The organism is Nocardia sp. NPDC060259 (assembly GCF_042728775.1).
Classification (GTDB): Bacteria; Actinomycetota; Actinomycetes; order Mycobacteriales; family Mycobacteriaceae; genus Nocardia.
Window position 1 is genome coordinate 1 of the sequence record NZ_JBHXAY010000040.1, and the last position, 18,306, is coordinate 18,306.

At 69.6% G+C, this 18,306-nt stretch carries 14 protein-coding genes; 9 read left to right on the top strand and 5 right to left on the bottom strand.

Annotated features, from left to right (window positions below; genetic code table 11):
• Positions 1 to 313 precede the first annotated feature (313 nt).
• Complete coding sequence (locus ACFWF2_RS16785; protein WP_379308335.1) at positions 314 to 841, bottom strand: AAA family ATPase; 528 nt, start codon at positions 839 to 841, stop codon at positions 314 to 316.
• Between the two features lie 325 nt (positions 842 to 1,166).
• Between ACFWF2_RS16785 and ACFWF2_RS16790 the strand changes: the two genes are divergently transcribed.
• The 3 genes from ACFWF2_RS16790 to ACFWF2_RS16800 all read left to right on the top strand — a co-directional run bounded on the left by ACFWF2_RS16790 (position 1,167) and on the right by ACFWF2_RS16800 (position 9,536).
• Positions 1,167 to 2,108 carry a methionyl-tRNA formyltransferase gene (locus ACFWF2_RS16790; protein WP_379308336.1) on the top strand — a complete coding sequence of 314 codons (942 nt, stop codon included), beginning with the start codon at positions 1,167 to 1,169 and terminating at the stop codon, positions 2,106 to 2,108.
• A gap of 71 nt (positions 2,109 to 2,179) precedes the next feature.
• Complete coding sequence (locus tag ACFWF2_RS16795) at positions 2,180 to 8,101, top strand: amino acid adenylation domain-containing protein (RefSeq protein ID WP_379308337.1); 5,922 nt, start codon at positions 2,180 to 2,182, stop codon at positions 8,099 to 8,101.
• A gap of 208 nt (positions 8,102 to 8,309) precedes the next feature.
• The gene (locus tag ACFWF2_RS16800; protein WP_379308338.1) at positions 8,310 to 9,536 is read left to right on the top strand and encodes a serine hydrolase domain-containing protein; all 1,227 of its coding nucleotides are present in this window, start codon (positions 8,310 to 8,312) and stop codon (positions 9,534 to 9,536) included.
• Positions 9,537 to 9,551: 15 nt separating this feature from the next.
• Here ACFWF2_RS16800 and ACFWF2_RS16805 read toward each other — a convergent pair whose 3' ends face one another.
• Together ACFWF2_RS16805 and ACFWF2_RS16810 are read right to left on the bottom strand one after the other, a co-directional pair.
• Positions 9,552 to 10,133 (bottom strand): NADPH-dependent FMN reductase, encoded by a 582-nt coding sequence (locus tag ACFWF2_RS16805; RefSeq protein ID WP_379308339.1) that lies wholly within the window; start codon positions 10,131 to 10,133, stop codon positions 9,552 to 9,554.
• Positions 10,133 to 11,029, bottom strand: coding sequence for an alpha/beta fold hydrolase (locus tag ACFWF2_RS16810; protein WP_379308340.1), 897 nt, complete (start codon positions 11,027 to 11,029; stop codon positions 10,133 to 10,135). The genes ACFWF2_RS16805 and ACFWF2_RS16810 overlap by 1 nt, the downstream gene beginning before the upstream one ends.
• Before the next feature lie 109 nt (positions 11,030 to 11,138).
• On the opposite strand from ACFWF2_RS16810, the gene ACFWF2_RS16815 reads away from it, so the two are divergent.
• Positions 11,139 to 14,405, top strand: coding sequence for a BTAD domain-containing putative transcriptional regulator (locus ACFWF2_RS16815; RefSeq protein WP_379308341.1), 3,267 nt, complete (start codon positions 11,139 to 11,141; stop codon positions 14,403 to 14,405).
• On the opposite strand, the gene ACFWF2_RS16820 is transcribed toward ACFWF2_RS16815, so the two are convergent.
• Both ACFWF2_RS16820 and ACFWF2_RS16825 read right to left on the bottom strand, forming a co-directional pair.
• On the bottom strand, positions 14,387 to 14,944 hold the full coding sequence (locus tag ACFWF2_RS16820; RefSeq protein ID WP_379308342.1) for a dihydrofolate reductase family protein: 558 nt from the start codon (positions 14,942 to 14,944) through the stop codon (positions 14,387 to 14,389). The genes ACFWF2_RS16815 and ACFWF2_RS16820 overlap by 19 nt on opposite strands.
• Before the next feature lie 50 nt (positions 14,945 to 14,994).
• A complete protein-coding gene (locus ACFWF2_RS16825; protein WP_379308343.1) occupies positions 14,995 to 15,582 on the bottom strand; it encodes a TetR/AcrR family transcriptional regulator in 588 nt (195 codons plus the stop codon).
• A 77-nt stretch (positions 15,583 to 15,659) separates the two neighbouring features.
• Between ACFWF2_RS16825 and ACFWF2_RS16830 the strand changes: the two genes are divergently transcribed.
• From ACFWF2_RS16830 to ACFWF2_RS16850, 5 genes are read left to right on the top strand one after another with little or no spacing between them, the layout of a single operon-like run.
• On the top strand, positions 15,660 to 16,052 hold the full coding sequence (locus tag ACFWF2_RS16830) for a nuclear transport factor 2 family protein (protein WP_379308344.1): 393 nt from the start codon (positions 15,660 to 15,662) through the stop codon (positions 16,050 to 16,052).
• Between the two features lie 17 nt (positions 16,053 to 16,069).
• Positions 16,070 to 16,588, top strand: a complete 519-nt coding sequence (locus tag ACFWF2_RS16835) for an anthrone oxygenase family protein (RefSeq protein WP_379308345.1) — start codon at positions 16,070 to 16,072, stop codon at positions 16,586 to 16,588.
• 60 nt (positions 16,589 to 16,648) lie between these two features.
• Complete coding sequence (locus ACFWF2_RS16840) at positions 16,649 to 16,978, top strand: ArsR/SmtB family transcription factor (RefSeq protein ID WP_379308346.1); 330 nt, start codon at positions 16,649 to 16,651, stop codon at positions 16,976 to 16,978.
• A complete protein-coding gene (locus ACFWF2_RS16845) occupies positions 16,978 to 17,649 on the top strand; it encodes a cation transporter (protein ID WP_379308347.1) in 672 nt (223 codons plus the stop codon). Before ACFWF2_RS16840 ends, ACFWF2_RS16845 begins: the two co-directional genes overlap by 1 nt.
• A 15-nt stretch (positions 17,650 to 17,664) precedes the next feature.
• Positions 17,665 to 18,288: a methyltransferase family protein gene (locus ACFWF2_RS16850; RefSeq protein ID WP_379308348.1), complete on the top strand. Its 624-nt coding sequence runs from the start codon at positions 17,665 to 17,667 to the stop codon at positions 18,286 to 18,288.
• The last annotated feature ends 18 nt before the right edge of the window (positions 18,289 to 18,306 follow it).

Sequence of the window (18,306 nt, forward strand, 5' to 3'; positions counted from 1 at the left end):
AGCGCCGCCGCAGATCTTCCAACGCTGTGACCTGCGCCGATGCGAACTTGCCCCTTTTATCGGCAGGTTTCTGGTTCGAGTCCAGATGGGGGAGCATAAAAGGCCCTTGACCAGCACCTATGTGCGACGGTCAGGGGCCTTTCTCGTACCATCAGGCGCCAAAGTTCCGGAAAGTCTCCGAAAAGTCGCCCCGCGTCGGCATCTTGCCATCGGCCGGACCCATGCCACCCATCACGGCATCACCCGCGGCGTTGATCGCTCGTGGGGGTGGGGGCGTCGCCGACTGGTCCACCTGAAGGTATGCGCGACCTGGCTACCGGACCATGGCGCCGATTGTTTCGACTCGATCCGCCAGGGGGACGCTCAAATCGATCACCGGAATGTCGGTGAGGAGGTGCAGCGGGTCGGTGTAGGCCAACTCCAGCAGCGTGTCGTTGACCGTGCGGCGGAGACCGAGCATCTCCGCCGGGGGCAGGAGTCGCTCGGTTTCGGGGGTTATGGGCACGAGTACCAGGAGATCCAGTGTGGCCAAGGCATTGTGGACTGCGGAGGTATCGCCGGCGAACTCGATGTCGAGCCCGGTCGCTGACAGGTAGGCCAGGAAGTCCAATGGGGTTCGGTCGAAGACCGATCCGTCGGGCTCGGTGGTCAGCAGTTGGATCGAGCGGGTCAGCTGGGCTCGGTAGTCGGCGCGCGATGGCGGGTATTCGAAGTCGTAGCCGTCTTCCTCGAGGAGGACATACGGTTCCTCGATCGGCGTGAGTTCGTCGAAGCGGGAACACAGTTCGTGAACCAGCGTTGTCTTGCCGGTTCCGTGTGGTCCGGATACTCCGATACGCATTCGACTCCCTCGATTCGATGTTGTCGTACAAGCGGTCCCGTGGTTCAGGGTCGCATCGGGGGTGATCGGCTTGGGGATCGGCGTCGGTTTCCGGGCGACACGGGTTGGCGCGGAATCTGGCCGGTGAGCCGGCCGGTGATCGGTGGTACGACACCCGCGACGCTCGGCACTGACGACGCGCGGCGCCGGAATGGCTTGGTGTGGTTGATATGTCAGGTTTCGGACGGTCAAGCGGTCATTTGTCCAGGTAGGGGCATGTGCCAGGGTCGGCGAGGCCCGTTCGGCAATGTAAGGTAAGCCTACGCAAATTCGAGAGGCTAGTTTCATGCGCATCGTGTCGTTCGGCTTTCAGACTTGGGGTCGCAAGACCCTCCAGGCACTCATCGATTCCGATCACGAGGTGGTTCTCGCGGTCACCCATCCGGCCACGGAATCCTCCTACAAGGCGATCTGGAACGATTCGGTCGAGGAACTGGCCGCCGAGCACGGCATTCCGGTCCATCTGACCGAGCGCGCGGATGCCGAGACCATCGAATTGGTCAAGCGGGCCGAACCCGATGTGATCGTGGTGAACAGCTGGTACACCTGGATGCCTGCCGAGCTGTACGATCTGCCGCCGCACGGCACGTTGAATCTGCACGACTCGCTGCTGCCCAAGTTCACCGGCTTCTCCCCGGTGCTGTGGGCGCTGATCAGCGGGGCCGAGGAATTCGGCCTCACTGTTCATCGCATGGACGAACAGCTCGACACCGGCGACATCCTGATCCAGAAGCGCCTGCCGATCCCCGTCGGCGCCACCGGCACGGAACTCGTCCTCGCCGGGATGGAATTGATTCCGGGTGCGGTGCACGAGGCCCTCGCCGCGCTGACCGACGGTACCGCGGAATGGACGCCGCAGGACAAGACCGAGCGCACCTACTTCCACAAGCGCTCCGATCGTGACAGCCGGATCGACTGGTCCTGGGACGCGGTCGACCTGGAACGCTTCGTGCGGGCGCTGTCGGCGCCGTACCCGCGCGCCTATTCGCACTATCGCGGGCAGCGTATCGAGGTGCTCGACGCGATGATCTCCGAAGCTCGCTACGGCGGCACCGCGGGGCGGGTCATCGTTCAGGAAGGCGGCGGCGCGGTCGTCTGCGGTACGCAGCCGCATCGCGGCGGCGGCGAGGCGCTGGTCATCACGCGGGTCAGGACTGCCGACGGCGCCGAACACGATGGCGCCGAATTCTTCGCCCGCGGCGGCTATCTCACCGACGACCCGGCCTGAGGTCGCATCCCCGAGGTGGCCATGCACGCGTGGCCACCAGTTCCTTCGTACTTCCCAGCACCAGAGGCACCATGACGCACCCTGATCCGACCCCTGCTGTCCGACCGCTCACCGCGGCACAACGCGAGGTGTGGTTCGCTCAGCAGCTACTCGGACCGGTGCCGTTGACCGTGGCGCAGTACGTGGATCTGAACGGGCCGCTCGACCTCGATATCTATCAGCGCGCGGCCCGCGGCGCCGCCCGCGATCTCGGCGCTTACCTGCGGTTCACCACCGTCGACGGCGAGCCGGGGCAGCTGCTCGATCCCGGTATCGACGATCGCATCGTCGTCCGGGACTACGCGGCCGAACCCGATCCGTGGGCCGCGGCGATGGCGTGGATGCGCGCCGATCAGTGCGCGCCGTTCGATCTCGCCGTCGATCCGCCCATCGTGACCACCGTGCTGCGGCTGGGCGCGCAGCGCCACCTGGTGTACACGCGAGCCCACCACGTGGCGCTCGACGGGTACGGTGCAATTCGGTTGCAGCAGTTGCTGGCTCGTCACTACGAGGCAGCGCTGGTCGGCGCGCCAGCGCCTTCGGCGCCGGTGGATTCGACGGCGGTACTGGCCGAGGCCGAGGCGACCTATCGGGCGTCCCGGCGGTACGCGATCGACCGGGAGTACTGGCGCGGGCAGGTCGACGAGCTGCCCGCACCGGTCAGCCTGGCGGCACGGTCCGGTGATCCCGACCCGTTGCCGATCCATGCCCGCGTCGAACTCCCGGAATCGCTGGTCGCCCAGCTGCGCGACCGCGGGAATCTCCCCGGCAACACGGTGGTGCTGGTGGCGGCGTTCGCCGCGTTCCTCGGTCGGCTCACCGATGCCGATCCGGTGACGCTGAGTTTGCCGGTCACCGGGCGTACTGTCGCCAAGCTGCGCGAATGTGGCGGCATGACCTCGAACATCGTGCCGCTGAGCTGCTCGGGCGACACCGTCGGCAGCGTCATCGCCAGTGCCGGTGCCGGGTTGAGCGGCGCGCTGCGCCATCAGCGCTACCGCGGCGCCGACATGGTTCGTGACAGCGGACGGCAGGCACGATCGCTGGGCTTCGGACCCGCGGTCAACATCATGAACTTCCACACCGAGCAGGTGCTGGGGCAGGCGCGCGGCACGATCCACCTGCTGTCGACCGGACCGGTCGACGATCTCGCGCTCAACGTGTATCCGGTCGACGGTTCCCGGTTGCGGGTCGAGTTCGAAGCCAACCGCCATCGCTACACCAGTGCGGAGGTCACCGCGCACCTGGACCGCTTCGTCGGCTTCCTCACCGCGTTCGCCGCGGCGGCCGACGATGTCCCGATCGCCGAGTTGCCGGTGCTCACCGGCTCCGAGTGGGAACTGCTGGTTCCGTGGCGCGGTCCGCAGGCGCGCAGACCGGCGACACTGAGCGAGCTGATCGCGGCCGCCGTCGCCGAGAACCCGGACGGCACGGCTGTCGTCTACGACGAAAAGCGCTGGACCTACCGCGAATTCGACGCGTGGACCGACCGCATCGCCGATACCCTCCAAGCGGCGGGCGCAGGCCCGGAGACGTTGGTCGCGATGGTCATGGAACGATCCGCCGCGTCGGTGGGCGCCGTGTGGGCCATCGCCAAGACCGGCGCCGGGTTCGTCCCGATCGATGCCGGATACCCCGCCGAGCGCATCGCGCACATCCTGGGCGACTGCGGCGCCACGCTGGGCGTGACCACCGCCGAGCAGCGCTCGAATCTGCCGGACTCGGTGGGCTGGACGTTCGTTGACGTCGCGGGGCCCGCCGACGAGGACACCTCGGCGACCGTGGCGCGCACCCGGCCGACGATCCGTCCCGAGAATCCGGCCTACCTCATCTACACGTCCGGCTCGACCGGCGTACCCAAGGGTGTGCTGGTGACCCACGGCGGGCTGGCGAACCTCGCGGCCGAACGCCGTGATCGGTACGCGCTGCGGCCGGGCGCGCGCACTCTGCACCATGCCTCCCCCGGCTTCGACATGGCGGTCGGGGAGATCCTGTGCGGGCTGGCGGGCGCGGCGACGCTGGTCGTTGCGCCCCGCTATGTGATGGCCGGACCGGATCTGGCCCAGCTCATCCGGCGGGAACGGCTGACCAACGCCATCATCACTCCGGCGGTGCTGGCCACCCTGGATCCCGAGACGCTGCCCGACCTGCGAGTCCTCGGGGTCGGCGGCGAGGCGATCCGCCCCGACCTGGTCGCGGCGTGGTCGCGAACCCGGCTGATGCGCAACGGGTACGGCCCCACCGAAGCCACCGACATCGCCACCATCGCCGAGCTCGAGCCGGACCGGGCGGTCACCATCGGCGCGCCCCTGCGCGGGTTTCACGCGCTGGTGCTCGACGCCCGGTTGCGACCGGTTCCGCCCGGGGTGATCGGCGAGCTCTACATCGGCGGCCCGGCGCTCGCCCGCGGCTATCACGGCAGGCACGCGCTCACCGCGGCCCGGTTCGTCGCCGACCCGTTCGGCCCGCCCGGCGGCCGGGTGTACCGCACCGGCGACCTCGTCACCGTCACCCCGGGGCCCGACCCGGAACTGATCTACCACGGCCGCAGTGATTTCCAGATCAAGGTCCGTGGGCATCGCATCGAGCCGGGCGAGATCGAGACCACGCTCACGGGACTCCCCGGCGTCGGCCGCGCGGCCGTCACCGCGCACGAGGATGGCCGCGGCACCCATCTGGTGGCCTATCTGGTGCCGGACGGGCCACTCGACGTGGAGGCGGTGCGAGCGCGGATCGCCGACAGCCTGCCCCCGTACCTGCGGCCGAGCGCCTACCTCGTCCTCGACACCTTGCCGCTGACACCCAACGGCAAGCTCGACAGCCGGCGGTTGCCTGCCCCGGTGTTCGCCCAGAACGGTTCCCGGGCCGCTACCACGCCCGCGGAGCAGGCCGTCGCGGCGGCCATGGCCGAGGTACTTTCGGTCGATTCGCCCGGTGCCGACGACGACTTCTTCGAGCTGGGCGGCACCTCGCTCACCGCCACCGCACTCGCGGCCCGGCTCGGCGTCGATGTCCGCGCTGTCTTCGACGCGCCGACCGTCGCGGCGCTGGCCGTGCGGCTGGGCGACCCCGAGCTTGTCGCCGTGCCCGCACCGGTGGCGGGTCCGCGCCCCGAACACCTCGCCCCCGCGCCCGCGCAGCTGCGGATGTGGCTGCTGAATCAGCTGTACCGGGACTCGTCGGCGTATCACCTGCCGATCGTGCTGCGCCTGTCCGGCCCGTTGGACGAGGCGGCGCTGGCCGCCGCGGCACGGGATGTGGTGCAGCGGCACGAGGTACTGCGCACGGTCTACCCCGACAGCAGTACCGGACCGCACCTGCGCATCCTGTCCGCCGACGATGCACTGGCGAACACGCCGCTCGTCGCCCGCCCCCTCGTGCCGACGGAGCTGGACGCCGAACTCGCGGTGACCATCGCCGCGCCGTTCGACGTCACCACCGACGCACCCATCCGGCTGGCATTGTGGCGCCTGAGCGCCGATGAGCATGTGCTGGCGTTGGTCGCCCATCACATCGCCGCCGACGGCTGGTCGCACGGCCCGCTGGTCGCCGACCTGTCCGCGGCCTATACCGCGCGGGCGGCGGGTAGCAGGCCGCACTGGGACCCGCTGCCCCTGCAATACGCCGACTACGCCCTGTGGCAGCACGACAGGCTCGGCGACCGGCGCGACCCGCAGTCGCCTGCCGCGCGTCAGCTCGCGCACTGGGTGCAGGCGCTCGGCGGCGCGCCGGCCCGGCTGCCGCTGCCGACCGACCGGATCCGCGCCCGCGGTGCCGGTCGACCCGGCGGCGGCGAAGGCGGGCGGGTCGAATTCGAGATCTCGGCAGCGATCGCGACGGCGATGGCCGATCTGGCCCGGCACCACGACGCGACTCCGTTCATGGCCGGATACGCGGCCTTCACCGTGCTCCTCGGCCACCTCGCCGGTGCGACCGATGTGACCGTCGGAACCCCGGTGGCCGGTCGCGGTCATCCGGCGCTGGACCGTCTGGTCGGCATGTTCGTCAACACGCTGCCGCTGCGCCTGACCATCGACCCGCAGGAGAGCTTCACCGCCGTGCTGTCGCGCGCACGGGAGGTCACCCTCGGCGCGCTCGGCCATGCCGACGTGCCCTTCGATCACATCGTGGAGGCGGTCAATCCGCCTCGGGACGACACCGCGCATCCGCTGTTCGAGGCGGTGTTCTCCTATGAGAACCTGCCTGCGCTGCCGTCGCTGCGCTTGGGCGCGGTCGAGGTGAGCACGCTCGACATTCCCTGGCGAACAACACATTTCGATCTCTCGCTGACATTGCGTGAGCAGCCGGGAACGGGTGGTCTCGCGGCGGGCTTCCAGTACGCCACCGACCTCTACGACCTGGCAACGGTGGAGGGCTTCGCGGCGCGGTTCCACCACATCCTCGCCGCGATCGTCGCGCACCCCGAGGCCACGATCGAGCAGCTGTGCGACGTCGTCACGTCCGGGTTCGGCGCAATCGGACGGGCTGTCGAGGAAACCCCGCAGCATGCGGCGATTCCCGCGGCCGCTGTCGAGCCCGCCACCGTGCGCGAGCTCGCCGTGGCCCGGGTGTTCGCCCAGGTGCTGGAACGCGACTCGATCGGGGTCGAGGAGGACTTCTTCACTCTCGGCGGCACCTCACTGCTGGTGTTCACGTTGCGCGCCGAACTGCGCAGCCAGCTCGGCATCGACGCCGACCCGCGCACCCTGTTCGAGGCGCCGACACCACGCGCGGTGACAGCGGCGGTCTCGGCGGAATCGCTCGCCGCCACCGAGGCGCACTGGACGGCGACGCTGGCCGCCGACGCGTGCCTGGATCCGGCGATCACGGTTCCCGCGGAGTTCACACCTGCCCCGACCGACCCCGCCGCGGTCCTGCTGACCGGTGCCACCGGTTTCGTGGGTATTCATCTGCTCCGGGAGCTGCTGGACCGCACCTCGTCGCGCATCTGGTGCCTGGTGCGCGCCGACGACGCCGACGGGGTGTACCGCAGGCTCGGCGCGACGCTGAAGCGGTACGGGCTCGCCCGGGACGGGCTCGAGCGGGTCGTCGCCGTGCCCGGTGACCTGGCCGCGCCGCGGTTCGGCCTCACCGACGAGGCCTGGGCGGAACTGGCCGAGCGCATCGAGGTGATCTACCACAACGGTGCCCGCGTCAACCATCTCGAATCCTATGCGACCCTGCGGGCCGCCAATATCGCCGGAACCGTGGACATTCTGCGGCTGGCGGTGGCCACGCGGGTGAAGACCCTGCACTACGTGTCCACGGTGTCGGCCGCGGTCGCCACGGGACACACCGGTGTCGTCGCCGAGGACACGGCGATCACCGTGGACCAGGTTCCGCGCAACGGGTACCTGGCCACCAAGTGGGTGGCCGAACAGCTTGTCGTGGCGGCAGCCGAACGTGGGCTGCCGGTCGCGGTGCACCGGCCGGGCCTGGTCGCCGGGGCGATCGGCAGCGGCGCGATCAGCACCGACGACGCGTTCTGGACGCTGATCCGGTCGGCGGCGCATCTGGGTGTCGCACCCGATATCGAGAATGCCGACGTCACGTTGGCCCCGGTGGACTACGTCGCACGCGCCCTGGTCGCGCTCGCGACCCACCGGCAGCCCGGCGGGGAGATCTATCACCTCGTCAACAGTGCGCCCACCGGGGTCGGCGACATCCTGAATACCCTGCGCCGCAGCGGGTTTCCCATCGAGACGGTGTCGGTCGAGACCGCGGCCGACCGGCTGACCGGTCAGCTGTCGCGGCACCCCGACCTGATGCGCGCGGCACTGATCGCCGAGAACTATCTCAACGGTGGAGGCGACGCCCTGCTCGTCGACGACACCGGCACCAGGGCCGTCCTCGCCGAGCTGGGCGTGCGGTGTCCCCGCATCGACGACGCCGTGCTGCTGCGCTACGTGGAAGGATTCATCGCCGCCGGGTTGCTGCCCACCCCGATCGGCTGATTCCCCCTGGGTGGCCGTACCGATCGTTCGTCTTCGGAGACGAATTCACCGGATGTATTTCTTCGTTCGAGAGGAATTCGGCCCGACGGGCGTCGAGGGACTGTCGTGGGCTCGATATGCCTATTGATCTCGGGTAACGTGAACCTTCTGGCTGATTTCGGGCAGCGACCCGGGAGCGGTTTGTCAATGGTGACATGTGAGGTTCTTTATGCGTGGAGCATCGTCCGGTCCGGGGCCGTCGGGCACTTCCCTCCGGGGGAGCGCCGCACCCCAGTTCCAGGAAGCCATCGACCGGTTCGGGCGGTTGTTCGACGGTGGACGAGGCGGGGGCGCGCTGGCGGTGTATCAGCACGGGCGGCGGGTTGTCGACGTGTGGGCCGGGTGCGCGGATGCCGCGGGGGCGGTGCCGTGGCAGGAGAACACGGCGGCGTTGTCGTATTCGACCTCCAAGGGTGTCACCTCCACGGTGCTGCATGTGCTGGCCGAGCGCGGGCTGGTGGACTATCGGGCGCCGGTCGCGGAGTACTGGCCGGAGTTCCGCGCGAACGGGAAGGCCAGCATCACCGTCGCGGAGGCGATGAGCCATCGGGCGGGGTTGTCGCGGATCGGTGTCTTCGCCCGTACCGCCGACGAACTCGCCGACCATGAGCTGATCGAGGAACGTCTCGCCGCCGCGGCGCCGGACCGGTTCCGCGGTTTCCCCGCCTACCACGCGATTTCGTACGGAACCATCATCGCGGGAATCGCCAGGGCGGTGACCGGCAAGAGCATGGGCGAGCTGTACCGCACGGAACTGGCCGAACCACTCGGCCTGGACGGGCTACACCTCGGGGCACCAGGGCCCGGCGCGCGCACCACCGTGGCGGTGACGCACGGGTCGACCACTCCACTCGGAATTCCCCAGGCCGACATGGTGATCCGGCTCGCCTCACGCACCCTGGTGCCCGGTGCGGGATTCCTGCGGTCGATCTACACCCAGGGCATCGACCGGCTGGCCCACGGCGCGGACCCCGCCATCCTGCGTGGTGAATTGCCCGGGGCGAACGGTGTTTTCACCGCGCGCTCGCTTGCCGCCGTCTACAGCGCGATCGCGACCGAGTCGCCGCTGTTCTCGCGGAACAGGGTGCGCGCCATGGCGCGTCTGCAATCGGTGCTGCCCGATCGCAACCTGTGCCTGCCGATGGGCTGGCGGCTCGGCTATCACTCCATGCCGGTGACGGGCGCGCGGAATGCGTTCGGGCACATCGGCTTCGTCGGTTCCGGTGGCTGGGCCGATCCCGCGTCCGGGCTGGCCGTCGGATTCGTGCACAACTGGGCGCCGGAGGCGCTGTTGTTGCCGCGCGATCAGTTCGTCCTGTTCGGTCTGCTGGCCGCGGTGGTGCGCGGCGCCGCTATGGAAGCGGGCGATCCGGTCGACCTGCCGGTCGCGGTCTGACAGCGGGGGCCACCGTCACGGCACGAACGGGGATGCCGCTCGTGCCGTGTGGAGTGCTCGGGCCCACCAGGTGAGTTGGTCGAGGGCGGATTCGACGGCTTCGTGGAGTTCGGGGTCGGGTCGGGGCCAGGTGCCTTCGACGGTGAAGCGTTGCCAGGCTTTGGGGATGGTGACGGTGCGGCGGGTGGGGACGGCGTTGAGTTCGGTGAAGACCTGGCGCAGCTGGGCGGCGCCGTGCCCGCCTTCGGCGTCGCGACAGTAGGTGACGATGGCGACGGGTTTGGCGGCCCATTCGGTGTCGAACCAGTCGATGGCGTTCTTCACTGCGGCCGGGAAGCTGCGGTTGTATTCGGGGGTGACGATGACGAAGGCGTCGGCGGTCGCCAGGCGGGAACCCAACTCGCGCACGGGATCCGGGAGCGGTTCGTCGAAGTCGGGCAGTTGGTCGGGGAGGGCGGCGGTGGCCAGGTCAATGCGGTCGAGGGTGAGGTCGGGGCGGCGGGCCACGCGCCCGGCGAACCACTCGGCGACCAAGGGGCCGAAGCGGCCTGTGCGGGTGGACCCGAGGATCATGGCCACCCGCATCGGCTCGCGCATCAGGCGTCCTTGACGGGGGCGTCGAGGAAGGCGGGGATCATCGGGAGCAGCAGCTCGGGGCGGTGCGGCGCGGTGATGTGGGAGGTGCCGGGCAGGATCGCGAGCTGGGAGTTCGGCAGGCCTGCGGGGGTGTCGCCCATGATGCCGCCGCCGAAGAGGCGGAACATCTCGACGGAGTGTTCGGGCCGGACGATGTCGGAGTCGCCGATGACGGTCAGCGTCGGGGCCTTGATCGTGCGGGCGGCCTCCGGGGACACCGAGGGCATGCCGTTCAGGTCGTGGTCGAGGACCCTGGCCACCAGTTGGGGGAAGTCCTCCGGCCGGGGCGCGTTCTTCAGGTAGTCGGTGTGGAAGGGCGAGCCGTGCAGGTGCTCGGGCTTCAACTCGTCCATGCCCTCCATCAGGCCGGGGTGCATGGCTTCGGCGCCGAGGCCGCCGGAGAGCAGGATCTGCTTGCGGACCAGGTCCGGGTGCCGCAGCGTGATGTCGAGCGCCACGCCCGCGCCCATGCTGTAGCCGAGGATGTCGGCCTGCCGGATGCCGAGCTGTCCGAGCAGCGCGACGGTGTCGTCGGCCATCTGCGGCGTCCGCAGCGGACGGTCGATGTCGGCGGTGCGGCCGTGCGCCTGCTGTTCGATGGCGATGACCTCGCGGGTCTTGGACAGCTCCGGGATCAGCTCGCCGAAGTCGGTCCCGATGCCCGACAGCGCACCGTGCAGCAGCACCAGCGGCGGCTGATCGGTGGCGACGCCGTGGCGTTCGTAGTACATGCGCAAGCCGTTGACCTCGGCGTAGGCGCCGGGTTCGACGGGTGCGGCGGTCTTGCCGGACCCGCAGGCGGTCAGCAGCGCGGTGGCGGCGAGGCCGGCGGCGAGGGCGAAGGCGGTGAGTTTCATGTCGTTCTCCTGTGGTGTGTCGAACTCGTTGTGACCACAGTGCGCCCGGTGCCTTCCGGTTTGTTTACGGTCGGATTCCGGTGCGATCGGAACCAGCTAGGGTGCGGTTATGCGTTTCGGTGTGCTCGGTCCGTTGACGGTGTGGACCGAGGGCGGCGCCGTAGTGCCGATCCCCGGCACCAAGGTCCGTGCCCTGCTGGCCGACCTGCTGCTCGCCGCGGGTCAGCCGGTGTCCGCCGACCGCCTGGTCGACGACATCTGGGGCGAGGACCCGCCCGGCAACCCCGCGGGCACCCTGGCCGCCAAGGCGTCGCAGCTGCGGCGCGCGCTCGAGGACGCCGAGCCGGGCAGCCGGGACCTGGTGGTGTCCCCGCCGCCCGGATACCGCCTGGCCACCACCGAGGTCGACGCGCTGCGTTTCCGCGCCTTGCTGGCCGAGGCACGCACCCACACCGACCCGGGCACGCGCATCAAGACACTCACCGACGCGCTCGGACTATGGCGCGGACCGGCTTTCGACGACTTCCGTGACGCGGAGTTCACCAGGTCGGCCATCGCCCAGCTGGACGAGCTGCGGCTGGTCGCCGTCGAAGAACTGGCCGAAGCCCGGCTCGACGAGGGCGAATACGGCGAGGTGGCAAGCGATCTCACGCGCTTCGTTACGGAAAACCCACTGCGGGAACGACTCCGCGCGGCACAACTGCGAGCCCTGTACGGCGCGGGCCGCCAGGCCGAAGCGCTCGACAGCTACGAGGATCTGCGCAGGCAGCTGGCCGACGAACTGGGTCTCGACCCGAGTCCCGAACTGGTCGACCTGCACCGGTCGATCCTCGGCCAGGATCCCGGTCTCGTCGTCACGAGGCCGCGCGCGGTGGTTCGCCGGCGGATGACGAACATTCCCGCCCAGCGCACCGAATTGATCGGCAGGGCCACCGATCTCGACGCGTTGAGCCGCGCGGTCGACGCCTCGCGCCTGGTCACGCTGACCGGGCCCGGCGGCGTCGGCAAGACACGCCTCGCCACGGCGACCGCGGCCGACCTCACCGACCGTTTTGCGCACGGCGCCTGGCTCGTCGAACTCGCCCCGCTGGCGGCGACCACGACAGACGTCGACCGCATCGCGGAGACGGTGGCCCAGGTCGCCGGAATCCGCCTCGGCGACGGCTCGGCGTCGGCGGCGCTGGGGGAGGCGCTGGCCGAGCAGGAACTGCTCGTGGTGCTGGACAACTGCGAACACATCGTCGACCAGGTGGCGGATCTGACCGAAGCCCTGCTCGGCGCGGCTCCAGGCCTGCGCATTCTCGCGACCAGCCGCGAACAACTGCGCCTGGCCGGGGAAGATGTCGTCGCGGTCGAACCGCTCCCTGTTCCGCCGAAGGGCAGCGAGGTGGAGGTCATCGCCGAGTCGAATGCGGTGCGGCTCTTCGTGACTCGCGCGCAGGCCGGTGCGCGCGAGTTCGCCCTCGACGTGGCGAACGCCGACGCGGTCGCGACGCTGTGTCGCAGGCTCGACGGCATTCCGCTGGCCCTCGAATTGGCCGCGACCAGGGTTCGCGCGCTCGGTGTGCACGAGATGGTGGCCCGGCTCGACGACCGGTTCCGGCTGCTGGCTACCGGGCATCGCGGGGCACCACCGCGACAGCAGACCCTCACGGCGATGATCGACTGGAGCTGGGGGCTGCTCGACGAGGACGAGCGGGTCGTCTTGCGGCGCCTCGCCGTGCACGCTGGTGGCTGTACCCTCGAGGCCGCTGAATCCGTGTGTGCCGCAGCGGTACCCGGAGACGATGCGCCCGTCGAGCCCGCGATGGTCGCCGATCTGATCGCGCGGCTGGTCGACAGATCGCTGGTCCAGCAGAGCGGGCGACGCTACCGGCTGCTGGAATCGGTGGCCGCGTTCAGCCTGGACCGCCTGACCGAGGCGGGCGAAGAAGCCGCGGTGCGCCGGGCGCATCACGCGTACTACCGAGCGCTGGCCGAGCGCGCCGCGCCGGAACTGTACGGCGCCGACCAGCAGCGCTGGCTGTCTCAGCTCGACAGTGAGGACGCGAATCTGCGCTCGGCACTGGATGATTCCCTTCGCGAAGGCGACGCCGACGCGGCGCTGCGCCTCACCGACGCGCTGGCCTGGTACTGGCTGCTTCGCGGTCGGCTGGGTCCCGCCCGCCGCTGGTTCGACGCGGCACTGGCCCTCGGCGGGACCGCCCAGCGCCGGGCGCCGGTCGCTGCCTGGCGTCTCACGGCCGCCTTCCGGCAGGGCGACTTCCTCGACGTGAGCGCGCGCCGCGCGGAGGTGTCGGCCGCCCTGGCCGCACTCGACGACCCGGCCGTGCGGGTGCGCGCCGAGGTCATCCTGCTGATGTCGGCGCTGGAAGCGGGCACCGACCAGGACCTGGAAACCTCCGTGCGGGACCTGCTCGCGGAATGCCGCGACCTCGGTGACCGCTGGAGCGTCGCGACCATCCAGGTGGCGCTGGCGAAATCCGCGCACAGCCGCGCCGACGTGGCTGCCCTGGCGCGCTACGCCACCGAGGCCGCGCGGCTGTTCGCCGAACTCGGCGACCGGTGGGGGCGGCTGCAGGCCGCCGAATGGCTGGGCGGTCTGGCCGAGCTGACCGGCGACCTGCACGGCGCGGCCGACATCCACCGGGAGGCCCTCGTCCTGGCCAGGGAGCTGGAGCTATGGGGCCAGGCTTCGGCGCATCTGTGCTGGCTCGGCTGGATCGCCATGCAGCACACCGAATTCGACGAGGCCCGCGATTTCGCCGAGCAGGCCATGGTGCTGGCGGCCGAACAGGGCGATGGTGCGGGCCGGCTGTTCGCCTCGATCGTGCTGGCCTTCACCGCCCGTCGCGACGACAGGCCGGAGGAGGCCGAACGGCTCCTGCGAGGTCTGCTCGCCGACTCGGCCGACGAATCCGAGACGCCGCTGTTCGTGCCGATGCTCCAGGTCGAACTGGGCTATCTGCTGGAACAGCGCGGCGAACCGGCTGCCGGCCTGACCGAGCATCTGCGCGCCTTCGACGGCTCGCAACGCATCGACGCACCCCGCGATGCCGCCTTCGCGCTGGGCGGTGCGGCCGCTGCTACCGCCGCCCTCGGCGAATTCGACACCGCCGCACGCCTGCTCGGCGCCGCGGAAGCGCTGCGGACCAGCACCGGAATGCCCTTGCTGCCGGCCGAACAGCCCGATATCGACCGGGCAACCACGACGGTGCGCACCGGGCTCGGCGCTGATGCCTTCATCGCTGCGCACACGGCGGGCCTCGACCTGACCGCCGCCGCGGCACGCGAACTCATCGACGCCGTCGCCGCATTGCCTGCGAGCCAGGGCTCTCGACATCCGCGCCTGCGAGCTCACGCAACGGGCACGTAGCGGAGACCGACGATCCCGCACTCGAATCGCGTCGCGGACTCCAGCTCGAACTGCTGGTTCGCGCCGGTCGCGGCGAACACCGGGAGTCCGGCGCCGATCGCGGTCGGGTTGACGAACAGGTTCAGCTCGTCGAACAGCCCCTGCGCGATCAGGCTCGACACGAGTTCGCCACCGCCGTAGGCGATGATGTCGCCGCCCGGCCGCGCCTTCAGTTCGCGGATCGTCGCGGCCGCGTCGGCCGCGACAACGGTGTTGTCCCACGGTGATTCGGTGATGGTCCGCGAGATGACCACCTTCGGGGTCTTGTTCATGGTGTCGATCGCCTCCTGGGTCTCGTGCTCGGGCTGCGCGGCCCAGTGCGGAATGAACCCTTCGGCGAGCTTGCGGCCGAGCACGATGGTGTCGACCGGCTCGGTCAGCGCACCGATGTGGGCGGCGAGGTCGTCGCTCCACGCGAACGTCAGCCAGTCCATCTCGCCGTTCGGGCCTGCCATGAAGCCGTCGATGGTGGTCTGGACCTGGAGCTTGAACTTGCGCATGATGTGCATCCCTTCGTTGTGCGGTGTGATGCCACTGTCGCCGAACCGCCTTACGGAATGTTTACGCTCCCGCCGACCAGCCGAAGGACGCTGTCGCGCAGCACCGTCTGCGCCTGCGGCTGTGTCATCCGACCTGCCCTGACCTCGTCGCCCGCCGCATGGCTGACCGCGACGATCGCGGTGACGAGCCACTGCGGCGACATAGCCCCGTCGAACTCGCCCGCACGCTGCCCTCTGGTGACAAGACGGAGCAGCCGGTAGTTGATGGGGAGCTGACGATCCTCGTCGTGCCGGCGCGCGAACGCGCCGACATGGTGGGCGAGCGGGGAGACCCGGAAGAACCGCCAGCCGACGTCGAGCATCCGCACCAGGGCATCGGTGGCCGGGCCGCTGTCCAGGTCGGCCGCCCGCATGGCTTCGTCGGCCTGTCTGGTCGTGCGATCGACGACGGCGTTGACCAGATCGTCCCGGGAAGCGAAGTGCGCGTAGACGGTTTGCCGCGTGACCCCTGCCTCGGCGGCGACCGCGGCCATCCCGGCGTCCGGTTGGGTGGCGAACAGCCGGGTGGCGGCGTCGAGGACGGCCGCCCTGCTGCGGGTGGCGTCCGCGCGTCGTTTCGGTTCCTCTGATCCGGTCAAAGTCTTACACCCTTGTCAAAGTTGCGTGGCTATGTCTAACCTTTACAGCACTGTAAGAATTCTACGGCTGGAGTGTCATGGACCCCGCACCGCCCCGCTCACCCGAGCAGTTCATCGCCGATTTCTTCACCGAGTACACCGCCGCCGCGCTGGATGGTGACAACGATCCGGCCGACGTCGTCGACCGATTCCACACGCCCGACATCGTGCAGGTCGCCGACGGGATCAGGCTGGATCGGGACCGGCTGGTCGCCCACCTCCGTCCCGTGCGAAAGAACCTGCGCGACTACCGGTTCGAGGTCGCGGAGGTGATCGCGGACGGCGATCGGATGGCCGTGCGGATGACCATCCACGCCACGATGCGCACGACGGGAACCGTCACCACGGAGGTCTTCCTGTTCGGTGAATTCACGCCGGACGGCAAGCTCCGCCGCGCCGACCAGCTCACCCGCACCGTTCCCGCCGCCTGATCCCCGAGGAGATTCCTGTGCTCGTCCGAAGTATCCGCTCGTTCGCCCTGCTCGCCACCGGACTGCTCGCCGGCGCCTTCGGCTACGGCGCCGCCAACCTCGTTCCGACCTTCGACCGGGTGCCGCTGCAGATGCGCCTCGATTTCCACACCGAACTCATGCAGAACAACAGCATCAGCATGCAGGCCACGATGGCCGCCGCCGCGCTGAGCTGCCTGGTCGCCGCCGTCCTGGCGACGGGTCGGCACCGGATCGTCGCCGCCGTCGCGACGGCGCTGGTGGTCGCCTCGTTCCTCATCACGCGACTGGGCAATGTGCCGATCAACCACCGGATCAACGAGTGGGCGGTCGCTGGAGCTCCGGCGGACTACGCCACGATTCTCGCCCGCTGGGACGCGTTCCACTTCCTGCGCACCGGAACCGCGCTGGCCGCCTTCGCTCTGATCATCGCCCTCGTCGTCTGGATGCGGAGCTCGGACGAGGGGCCTGCGCAGGCTCAGGTGCCGGCGGTCGCGTCTGCCGGCGCTGAACGCTAGGCGGTGCGGCAGTATTTGTACAGGGTTTTCTGAATACAGAAATCTCTGTACAGTAGAACTATGGACACCGTGATGCACGGCGACGCACTGTCCCGCTTCGGGTATGCGCTGTCGGACTCGACCCGGACGCAGATCCTGCTGAGCCTGCGAGCCGGGCCCGGGTATCCGTCGGAGCTGGCGGACAAGATCGGGGTGTCGCGGCAGATCCTGTCCAACCACCTGGCCTGTCTGCGCGGCTGTGGGCTGGTTGTCGCCGTTGCGGAAGGCCGGCGTAGCCGCTACGAGCTGGCCGATCCACGGATCGGCCGGGCACTCGACGACCTCCTCGGCCTGGTGCTGGAAGTCGATCCGGCCTGCTGCCCGGCGGCCGCGACCCAGGAGTGCTGCTGATGCCGGAAATCGGTGCGCCGCTGGTACTTCCGGATCGTCGCGAGGTGCTCGCCACCCGGATCCGCTGGTTGGTGGCCGCGACGATCAGCTACAACGTGATCGAGGCGGTCATCGCGCTGACCGAGGGCACCCGGGTGTCCTCGTCGGCATTGATCGGCTTCGGGCTCGACTCGGTGATCGAGGTGTCCTCCGCGGCCGCGGTGGCGTGGCAGTTCGCCGGGCGCGACCCGGCGGCCAGGGAGAAGGTCGCCCTGCGGATCATCGCGTTCTCGTTCTTCGCGCTGGCCGCCTACGTCACCGTCGACGCGGTGCGCGCGCTGTTCGGAGTGGGGGAAGCACGGCATTCGCCGGTCGGAATCGCTTTGGCGGCGGCGAGTCTGGTGATCATGCCGGTCCTGTCGGCGGCGCAGCGCCGCGCGGGTCGCGAACTCGGCTCGGCTTCGGCGGTCGCCGACTCCAAGCAGACCTTGCTGTGCACCTACCTGTCCGCGGTGCTGCTGGCCGGGTTGCTGCTCAATGCCCTGTTCGGCTGGTCGTGGGCCGACCCGATCGCCGCCCTGGTGATCGCGGTCATCGCCGTGAAAGAAGGTCGCGACGCGTGGCGGGGCGACACCTGTTGCGCGACACCGCCACTGGGCACGGTCGCGGCCCGCGACTGCTGCGACGACTGAGGAAAGGAACCGGCCATGGCTGTCTCGGCACTGGTCCTGTACGTGATTTTCGGTGCGCTCGGATTCGGCTGGCGCAGCTGGCGGCAGTATCGAGCGACCGGCTCCACCGGCTTCCGGGGTATCAGCGGACGCCCCGGGTCGCTGGAATGGCTGGCCGGTGTCGGCTTCATCGCGGCGATTGTCGTCGGGCTCGCCGGTGTGGCTCTGCAACTCGGCGGCGTACTCGGCCCGATCGCCACGCTCACCGCCGCGCCGATCCAAGCGGCCGGATTCGTTCTGGCGATCGCGGGAATCGGCGCGACCCTCTACGCGCAGAACGAGATGGGCGAATCCTGGCGCATCGGTGTCGACGCCAGCGAGACAACGACTTTGGTCCGCACCGGCGTGTTCGGTCTGGTGCGCAACCCGATCTTCACCGCCATGCTCGTCTTCGGCGCGGGGATCGCGTTGATCATCCCGAACGTCGTCGCGCTGGCGGCATTCCTGCTGCTCCTCGTGACGATCGAACTACAGGTCAGGGTGGTCGAGGAGCCGTACCTGGCCAGGGTCCACGGCGCGAGCTATCGGGACTACTGCGCCACGACAGGCAGATTCGTGCCGGGCATAGGCCGATCGGCCGCGCGGAGCCGCGACTCCTGATTCGCGAAACAAGATCAC